This is a genomic window from Pseudomonadales bacterium (assembly GCA_041395945.1).
Lineage (GTDB): Bacteria > Pseudomonadota > Gammaproteobacteria > Pseudomonadales > Azotimanducaceae > SZUA-309.
This window is the reverse complement of record JAWKZN010000001.1, coordinates 3,623,311-3,632,425: the sequence shown is the minus strand read 5'-3', so window position 1 is coordinate 3,632,425 and position 9,115 is coordinate 3,623,311. Positions and strand designations below refer to the sequence as shown.

The following is a 9,115-nucleotide window of genomic DNA, read 5'->3' as shown; positions in this document are numbered from 1 at the left end:
TTGCGCCGTAGTTGGGTGTTCCCGGTGCCTGATCCAGGATTCGACGCAGTTGGGCCGCGTGCCGGGTGTCCGACCACGGGTCGACGAAAACATGTCCGTCCGCATCCACGAAAACGGCCGCACCGGCGCGCCCGGAAAGACTGATTCCGGCGACGTGGTCGGCGCGGATGCCTTCGTGCTCCATGAGTTCGCGGGTTGCTGTCACGGCGTCGGTCCACCAGGCGTCGGCGGATTGCGCCGAGCGCTCGCCATCATGCACGTCGACATTGCGGCGGCTCACCTGGGCCACGAGTCGTCCGCGCAAATCAAAAAGTGCGACCTTCAGTCTCGTCGTACCGAGGTCGAAGGCCAGGATGAGCGCTTCAGTCATGGGTCCGGCGCCGAAAGCAGCGCGGTGCACTGACGCGCGAGATTTGTGATGTCATCGAACGCACCGGCCGCAATCAGGTCGGGCGGTGCCAGGAACGACCCGCTGACTGCGAACACATTCGGCAGGGCAAGGTACTCCCGGAAATTCCCGAGGTTCACGCCACCCGAAGGGCAAAACGAGAGAGCAGGCATCGGTCCCGCCATCGCTGAGATGAAAGCGAGGCCCGTTGGTGAATGGGCAGGGAAACACTTTATGCGCGTGTAGCCGCGCAGCTCGAGCGCCATGCATTCGCTCGCCGTGGCTGCGCCGGGCAAGAGGGGTGGTTCCCAGTTCTCTGCCTCGTCCAGTAGTTCTGTGGTCGTACCCGGTGAGACGAGAAAGCGGGCGCCAGCACTGACGGCGCGACCGATGTCCTGGACGGTCTTTATCGTACCGGCCCCAACGGTCATCCCCGGCACCTTCTCCGCGATTGCCTGGATCGCGTCGAGCGCTGCATCAGTTCGCAGTGTCACTTCGATGCAGGCGATGCCGCCCTCAACCAGCGCCCGGGCGAGGGGTACCGCCTGGTCGGCAGCGTCGAGCGCCACCACGGGAACAAGGCGGTAGGCATCGAGAAGTGACGTGGCCCTCATGGCTTGCGCCTGACGATAATCGGGAGACTTGGTATGCTAAACGTCATGATGATTGACGAGCAAGCACGGTCGCGGTTCCTTGAAGACGGTTATCTCGTCGTGCCCGATGTCGTACCTCGCGATCTCTGCCAGAACGTGGTCGACGCCATTGCTGTTTTCACCGGCATCGACCCGCATGACCCGCAGACTTGGTATGACCCGCGATTCACGGGACTCGGTATCGTACCGCTTCATCACCACGAAGCGCTCTGGGCCGTGCGGCAACACCCGGACGTCTACGAGGTCTTTCGCCGGTTGCACGGTCGGGATGAACTCTGGGTCTCGATGGATCGGGTCGGCTACAAACCCCCGGCGTCGCCCGAGACCACGGAGTGGACACGTTCCCCTTTTCACTGGGACTGCGATCCGTGGACGTTCGATGGTTTCTCGCTGCAGGGCATCGTCTACCTCACCGACACGACCGAGGACCAGGGCGCCTTCTGCTGCGTGCCATCAATTTACCGTCACCTGAATGATTATCGCCGCGAACATGCGAACGATGAGACCCGGCGCCAGCCGGTATTCCTCGAGAAAGATGTGGTGTCGGTACCGGGCACGGCGGGCAGCCTCGTGATATTCCATCGCTTGATGCCGCATACGAATGGCATCAACCGGGCAGCGAAACCACGTTATGCCCAGTACGTGACGATGGACGTCGCCGGCGGTGAAGATGAGCGCCTTGCCCGGGTGCACGATTGGCAAACCAGGATGCCGCCGGCATGGGCCGTAAAGCAGAAAATCTCGTGGCAGCAGGTGCCCGAGCCCGGCGACCCGGCGCCCCTTACCGAATTGGGTAAAAAACTAGTGGGCGTGACGCCCTGGTAGTGATCACCTGTCGGGCAAAAAAAAGGGCGAACTCCGTTCGCCCTTTCTCCCGTTTCTTGTGGACCGTTCGATCGGTCAGAACTCCTTGGAGATTCCGATTTCGAACGTACGGCCGTAAGGGTTGCCGATCCGCGGATCGTAGCCCAGTTCCTGGCGGGAAGCGGGCGGATCCTTGTCGGTGATATTGACGATGGACGCCGTAATTGTGGCGAACTCGAACGCACCGATATAGTGAACATCGAACGACAGCCAGTTCTTGCCGAACACGCCATAGTACGATGGTGTCGAGATCAACGTCGTGCCGTTGGTGCCAGCGACATAGCCAGTGGGCGGAATCAACGCGCTTTCGCTCTTGAGCTGCCCGGTCGCCTTGTCGACATAACGATCATCGTCCACACCGCTGACGAAGTTCACGCGGAACCGGACGTTGTGGACGTCACGGCTGTAGTTGATGTCGAAATTGCTACGCCATTCCGGGTGAGCCTGCGCGATGGTCGCGAAGCCCAGGTAACCGAGCTTGTCGTCGGTCGGGATCAGCGTCACGCCGTCGAGAATCGTCGGAGTGGTTTCGTACTTGAGGATGTTGGTTGCCTGCAAGGTGAAACGCATTTCGCCCTCGAAGGCCGCCATCCCGTACTCGAGCCGGATGTCCAGGCCGTTGGTGGTCTGGCCGGGGCCATTGCCGTACGCCGTCGTGATGTTCGAGAAGTCGTCAGCAGTGGTTGTGCCCTGGACGCAGGCGCCGCCGTTGAACGTCACGCGCGAAATGAATGGCGAGGAACAATCAGCGAACTTGAAGCCGCCGGAGGCCGGATTGTTGATGCTGAACACGGCGTTGGCGATGTCATTGGCTGAGGCGAGCAGGCCCAGTTCGTCCTGGGTCTTGACGCTCCAGTAATCGACAGACGCGAGTACGTCACCGTCACCCAGTTCAGACTGGAATACCGCGCCAAGGTTGTAGACCTTGGCCGTTTCCGGCTTGATGCTGTTTTCGGTGATGGTCTGTGCGCCGCGCCAGTTGCCGGCCGCGACCGTGTAACTGTTCACGCCATTGGTGATCTCACCCGGGGTGATCCCGAGGCCGGGCGCCTGGTAGTTGGTGCCGTAGGAGCCGCGGAACGTCAGCGAGTCTGTCGGCGCCCACTTGAACGAGGCCTTGTAGACGGTCGCGTCAAGATCGCCCGGACTGAACTTCTCGTAACGGCCAGCCAGGATCACGTACAGGCTGTCGAGTACCGGCAGGTCCACCTGTGCAAAGTAGGACTGTTGGTTCTGCTTCTCTGCAGTCGGCGGGTTGGTGTCGAAAAATACGAATGGACCGGGACGGTCAGGCGTACAGCCGGTGAACGTGGGATCGGTCGGATCTGCAGGATCCTGGCCTGGCCACGCACAGGGCTGGCTGCCGTTGTAGAGCGGGTCCGGCACGTTGTCGCGGAGCTTGGTGGTACGCCATTGCGTACCGGCCGCCCAGGCGATGTCACCGCCTGGCAGGGAGACACCCAGGTTACCGCTTAACACCGCATCGATGGTGGCGTTCCAGGCGATCGTCTCAGATCCACGCTTGTCGAACACCCATGCGATCAACTCGTTCGGGATTTCCGAACCGGGTACGTAGGAGGGATTCGAGAGACCCAGAACCGGCTGGCCGGCCCATGCCGAAGCAAAGGGGTTCCACCACATGCAATTGCCGGTACCGGCTGCACCCGGGTTTTGCGTACCGAACTGGGTTGTGTCCATATCCGTCGCGTTACAGTCCGGGCCGCCAAAGCCGTTCAGGGCCTCCTGCAGGCGATAGCCGATCACGTCAGGCGCGTCGACATACTCGGTCGAGTGATTCACGGTCAGCGCCACATCGTAGCCGACAGGCTGGTTGAACAGGGTCGTTCCGTCGAAGCCCGCCACAAAGTGGATGTATCGCTTGTCCACTTCCGTCGGCACGCCGAAGTTGCCGCCCTCTGCATAATAGGGATTGCCGCCGTGCGCAAAGGCGCGGTAGGTAATCGGCTTGACAACAGAGGTGAGTCCGGCGAGTGGGTTCGCGGCCCATCCTGAACGTGACGCAAACTCGGCGTAGTAGGGGTTGGTGACCGGCACCGAGAACTGGTAGGTCGCACCTTGCGCTACCGCCGGGCCACGGATGACCGGCTGGGCCGGTGAACCGAGCGCATGCGGCACGTGCAGGCGGGCGAAGTTCAGTTCCATGTGGAATTTGTCGGTATCCGTAATGTCCGAATTGACCTGGAGGAACAGACGGTAGGTGTCCGAATCCTCGACCAGGTTGTAGTACGGTACATAGTCGTAACGACAGGTGTAGCCATTGCTGTAGACGCCGCCAACCGCTTCACAGCTCGCAGGCGTAAAGTCGGATGCGAGTCCCAGTGGCGTACCGCCTGCAGTTTGGGGAACCCAGCCGGCCAGGTTCGTCAGCGTAGACCAGGGGGCCGGGTTGACGGAATAGGGCAGGCTCGCGAAATCGCGCTCGGTGCTGTCGAGCTCGGAACGGTGTTCCCACTCCGCGCTGACGATCACGTTGGTGGCACCTTCACCGAAGCCCCACAGGCCGCCCACGTTCCAGTCGCCATCGTTGCCGTAGTTCTTGTAGGAAGACTGGAGTTTGAGGCCCGTGAAGTTCTCATAAGTGATGAAGTTCACGACGCCACCCGTCGCGTCGGCACCGTAGGTGACCGCCGCACCGTCTTTCAGGATCTCGACGCGAGCGAACGCCATGCTCGGCAGCATTGCCGTGTTGACGCCGCCACCTGCGACGGTTGACGTCGTGTTGCCGATCAAGCGACGTCCATTGAGCAGTGTCAGTGTCTTGTCGGCGCCGAGGCCCCGCAGGTTGACACCGACGTCGCCACCCAGGGACGCACCGGAGAAGTAGTAGTTTTCACCGGTTGTCGCACCGGAGACAGTCAGGCTTTTGACAAACTCGAGTGCGGTCGGACCGCCCAGTTCGTCGAGTTCCGCGGAGCTGTATACCTCCACGGGTAGTGCCGTATCGAGCGGCGTTCCCTTGATCAGCGATCCCGTTACAACAACTTCTTCCATCGGCTGTTGATTTTGCGCCGCCGAGGCGGCTGCCGGAATCGCGAGAAAGGTATAGAGCAGCGCCTTGTTAACAGGCTTTAGTTTCATGAGTACCCCCTCACAATTATCGCTAGGTCTCAAAGGGGCACATCAGTACGCGATGCAGCAGTGGCACCGATCCCCCTTTGACCGGGATCGGTCAGCTGTCGCTACGGATCCCGCACGTGTCGAACGCGCCTCGCCCTCCCTTGACGGGCTGCACGCAAAATTCGACCGTAGGACTGTACACTTGAAGACGGATTGTTATCAAGTGACCTGAGTCAATGGAAAACGGTGAAGGGCGGGTCGGTGACACGAAGGGAGTCGCGTGTCAGTCGATTCGCTGTACGGTGATACGGAACTTCTGGTCCTTCAGCAGCATTGAGTAGTGCCACCGTCGTTTTTCGATTTCGACGTCCTGCTTCGCGTCGATGGGGCGCCGGCCGGGTTCGCGTTCCATCCAGACCTGGCCGTTGGCCAGTGTCATGATGCGGGTACCGGCATTGCTGGTGCGTACGCTCTCTATATGGCTTGCGATGCTGTCACGTTCCTTCGAGTTGTCTCGTTTGCCGAAGATCGTGATGCCGAAGTCTTCCTTTTCTTTCGCGGTGTAGGGCTCGGAATCGGGTGCACTCTTCTCTGGCGTGGATTGCGCCACTGGTGCGTCGTCAGGCATGTCTGTCGCTGGCGCCTGCGAAGTCGTCTCATCGTCCGCCGCAGAGGGCACTTCGGGCTCGGCCTGTGGTCTGGCGAGACGATCGTAGCAAGCGAGGCGCAGGTTGGGGTCGGCAATCGACGCGCAGTCGTTCATCGTGTCATCGGCACCCGCGCCGGCGCTCATCACGAGAATGGTCAGTAATACTGGAAGACGCATCAAGCCTTTGCTGCAAGAAGAAAAGGTGCTGACAATGTATCGAAAGGTCCCGTAAAAAAAAAGGGGCGAGAAATCTCGCCCCTTTTCGAATCGAGTGATCGGGTAGATCACAGATCCTGTTGCAGGCGAACATAGACCATACGACCACGGAGATCGTGGAGGTAGGTTTCAGCACCGCCGAGGTTGAAGATCGGGTCGGGCAACTCGTCAAAGACGTTGTTGGCGCCGACTTCAATCGTCGTTTCACGCTGGCCGAGCAGGCTCGGGAACGTGTACTTGTAGTTGAGGTCCGTATAGAGGATCGCGTCCAACTGGTCGGTACCATTGATCGCCTTCTGGGCGGCCAGCAGTGCACTGGAGTTGAACTGCAGCGTGATGCTGTCGATCCAGCGGAAACGGATGCCAGCGGCATGGTTGCCGAGGAACCAGTTTACGCCACCATTGATGCGGAACTCGGGCATCGGCGGAATCTCGATGATTTGCTCGTTCTGGAAGCCCACGCCGTCGCCCGAGTCGTTCGGGTCGGGCGTGCCGAGGTCATACGAGTATTCCAGTGCCTGCGTGAGTGCCAGGTTGAACGTCAGGTCGCCCCAGTTGTTCAGTGACAGGTTGTAGCGGCCGTACAGGTCGAGAGACCGGTTCAGCATGCTCTGGGCGTTCACCCAGTGGGTTCGCACACGAGTCACGAGGCCGGAGGAGTCACGGAAGATGTCCGGGTCAGAGGCGGAGCTTGCGATCCACGCTTCTGCGTCGTCAGAGACACCGTCCATATCCGCGTCGCCTGTTGCCGGGTCAGCACTGAAACCGGCAGCCAGGAACGCCTGGTAGTCGGCACGCAGCACGTTGTTCACCGTCTCGCGAGCGATACGATCCTTGAACTTGTATTCGGCGTAGTCGATGCCGAGGTTCAGGTCGCCGTCGAGGAGCGAGAAGGATGCGCCGATGTTCCAGACGTCAGCCGATTCCGGGATGAGGTCCGGGTTGCTGTTGACACAACCGACACGGAACGTGCCGCTGTTGTCGTTGGTCAGGCTGTCCTGGACCGTCTGCAGGCCACATACTTCGGAACCGAACTGCTGTGTCAGCGTCGGCGCGATGAACGCGGTGCTGTAGGAGCCACGCACCGAGAGCCAGTCCATCGGTTGCCACAGGATGGCGACTTTCGGGTCGAAGGAACTGCCGACCTTGCCGCTGTAGTCGGTGTAGCGACCGGCGATCTGCGCTTCCATATGCTCGATGATGGGTACGCGAAGTTCGAAGAAGCCGGAGTACACGTCCTGCACGCCGGTCCAGTCGAGTCCGCAACCACCTTCGTGCCAGTCACACTGGTTACGACCGGAGTCGATATCGTCATCGATATTTTGCTTGCGGTATTCGACGCCGAAAGCTGAACCCACCATGCCCGCTGGCATTTCAAACAAGTCGCCACTGGCGATGAGGTTCATCGTCCAGAAGGAAGTGTTCGTCACGTCATGAGACTGGATGTTGACGGCATCGAGAACCTCAACGCTGTTCGCGAAGTCCGGTGTACCGGTATAGGTACAAACCCGAAGTTCACAATGCAGTGCCTGGGTGGCAAAGGGGTTCCAGTAGGAGTAGGTCGCATCCAGCGGGTTGGCCTTCAGCTGGCCGCGAAGGCCGGCCTCGAGGGCGCTCTGGCTGGTGTTCTTGTTCTCCAGGACCGTTTCGATACGCTCGTAGATGCCGGTGAGGTTCACTTCCCAGGTGCTGTCGGGCACGGTGTAGGTCAGTGAGTCGACGACGCGATAATTGATCGTATCGAACGTGTAGTTACCCGTGTTGGATCCGTCCGGGTTCAGCGACGTTGGCTGGTTTGCACTGGGCAGCAGGCCGATCTTGCCGAAGATACGCAGCGCAACCACGTCGACATCTTCGTTGAACGGGATACCGGAGCTGGCATCGAACGGAGTGGCCGACAGGATGACGTCCGGCACGCCGTCACCGTTTGCGTCGGTCGTGCCGCGATCGGGCACTCCGTCAGCATTGGCATCCTGCGCGTACAGCTGTTCACCAGCATCGATCACGCCGTTCGAGTTTGCATCGTAGAACGCAACATACGGGTTACCCGGGTGATCACCCAGGACGATCGGGAACTCTTCGGTACGACCACCCGGGTTCTGGGGAGAACCGCGGCTGTCGGTGATCAGGCGAGAACCCTGGATCTCGAGTTCGTTGGACAGGTTCTCAGTGAACTGGAACTGGTAGTTCCCCCAGAACGAATACTGCTTCTGCGGGTTCATGAAGTTCCAGGTTTCACCGAAGTGAAAGTAGCAGGTACTGCCGCTTGCGCGTTGTCCCGCAAGGTAGTTGCCCTTTGACCCGACGTCCGTACCGCCAGGGCTTGCGTCGGTCGCGCTTTGCACGCCGCAGCCCGGGTCGACCACGGTCGGCGCCGAACCGGCATAAGAGCCATCCGCAGCACGGACCGGAACAGCCCAAGTGCCGGGGTTCGGCGTGGTCGATCGCTCATAACCGCCGCGGAGGTATTGCGGACGCTCGGTTTGCTCAAGCGTGCCACGGTCCTTGAAGGAGAACGCGACCGTGATATGCCCATCGTCGGTATCGGAACCGGCGATGAACTCATACACCTGCTCATGGAGCGTGTCGTCCTTGTCCTGCTGGTAGAACGCCGAGAACTTGGAACCGCTGAAGTTCTTGCGTGTGATCAGGTTGACCACACCGGCAACGGCGTCAGTACCGTAGATGGCCGAGGCACCATCCTTCAGGATGTCGATGCGCTCGATGGCGATCTGCGGCACGGAGTTGTTCAGGTTGCTTGCAATGGATCGCCGGCCGTCAACGAGGTCCAGCGTCGCGCTTGTGCCCAGACCGCGCAGGTTCGCGGCACTGACGTTACCGCCTGTGCGCGGGCAGCGTAAGTATTGGTCTGGAAGTCGGTTCCGTAGTTGAAGGTCTGGTTGACCATCACCTCACCGAGGTTCGGTGTCGCGTTGTCGGCAATAGCTGCCTGGTCGACGACCGTTATCGGTGAAGAGGAGTCGAAACTATCCCTTTTGATATAGGAACCCGTTACAACCACCTCTTCTATTTCTTCTGCGGCGGTTGCAGGCAATGCCGGGAGTAAGGCTAGTGACGAGACAAGCGTCGCGGCACCTGTCCAAACCCCTACTTTGCTAGGTTTAGTCATGGGTATATCCCTCTATTGGTTTTGCTCTATCGAAATCGCCAGACTCGTTGAATCCGGATTCCGATACCCCCCGACCGGGGAACCAACCCACGACAGCATAGAACGGCAATAGCTGCTAAAAGCCCCCCCGTCGCGAA

General features: G+C 60.2%; 7 protein-coding genes. 1 reads left to right on the top strand and 6 read right to left on the bottom strand.

What is annotated here, in order from left to right:
* Both R3E82_16755 and eda read right to left on the bottom strand, forming a co-directional pair.
* The coding region (locus R3E82_16755) for an FGGY family carbohydrate kinase (protein ID MEZ5552536.1) at window positions 1-370 on the bottom strand (370 nt) is incomplete at its 3' end.
* Window positions 367-1,002, bottom strand: coding sequence for a bifunctional 4-hydroxy-2-oxoglutarate aldolase/2-dehydro-3-deoxy-phosphogluconate aldolase (eda, locus tag R3E82_16750; protein ID MEZ5552535.1), 636 nt, complete (start codon window positions 1,000-1,002; stop codon window positions 367-369). The genes eda and R3E82_16755, both read right to left, overlap by 4 nt.
* A 33-nt stretch (window positions 1,003-1,035) precedes the next feature.
* Here eda and R3E82_16745 point away from each other — a divergent pair, with 33 nt between their 5' ends.
* The gene (locus R3E82_16745) at window positions 1,036-1,866 is read left to right on the top strand and encodes a phytanoyl-CoA dioxygenase family protein (protein MEZ5552534.1); all 831 of its coding nucleotides are present in this window, start codon (window positions 1,036-1,038) and stop codon (window positions 1,864-1,866) included.
* Between the two features lie 75 nt (window positions 1,867-1,941).
* Here R3E82_16745 and R3E82_16740 read toward each other — a convergent pair whose 3' ends face one another.
* The 4 genes from R3E82_16740 to R3E82_16725 all read right to left on the bottom strand — a co-directional run bounded on the left by R3E82_16740 (window position 1,942) and on the right by R3E82_16725 (window position 8,978).
* Window positions 1,942-5,004: a TonB-dependent receptor gene (locus tag R3E82_16740; protein MEZ5552533.1), complete on the bottom strand. Its 3,063-nt coding sequence runs from the start codon at window positions 5,002-5,004 to the stop codon at window positions 1,942-1,944.
* 262 nt (window positions 5,005-5,266) lie between these two features.
* A complete protein-coding gene (locus R3E82_16735) occupies window positions 5,267-5,920 on the bottom strand; it encodes a hypothetical protein (protein MEZ5552532.1) in 654 nt (217 codons plus the stop codon).
* Window positions 5,917-8,640, bottom strand: a complete 2,724-nt coding sequence (locus tag R3E82_16730; GenBank protein ID MEZ5552531.1) for a TonB-dependent receptor — start codon at window positions 8,638-8,640, stop codon at window positions 5,917-5,919. Before R3E82_16730 ends, R3E82_16735 begins: the two co-directional genes overlap by 4 nt.
* Window positions 8,598-8,978 (bottom strand): hypothetical protein, encoded by a 381-nt coding sequence (locus tag R3E82_16725; protein MEZ5552530.1) that lies wholly within the window; start codon window positions 8,976-8,978, stop codon window positions 8,598-8,600. The genes R3E82_16730 and R3E82_16725 overlap by 43 nt, the downstream gene beginning before the upstream one ends.
* Window positions 8,979-9,115: the final 137 nt, after the last annotated feature.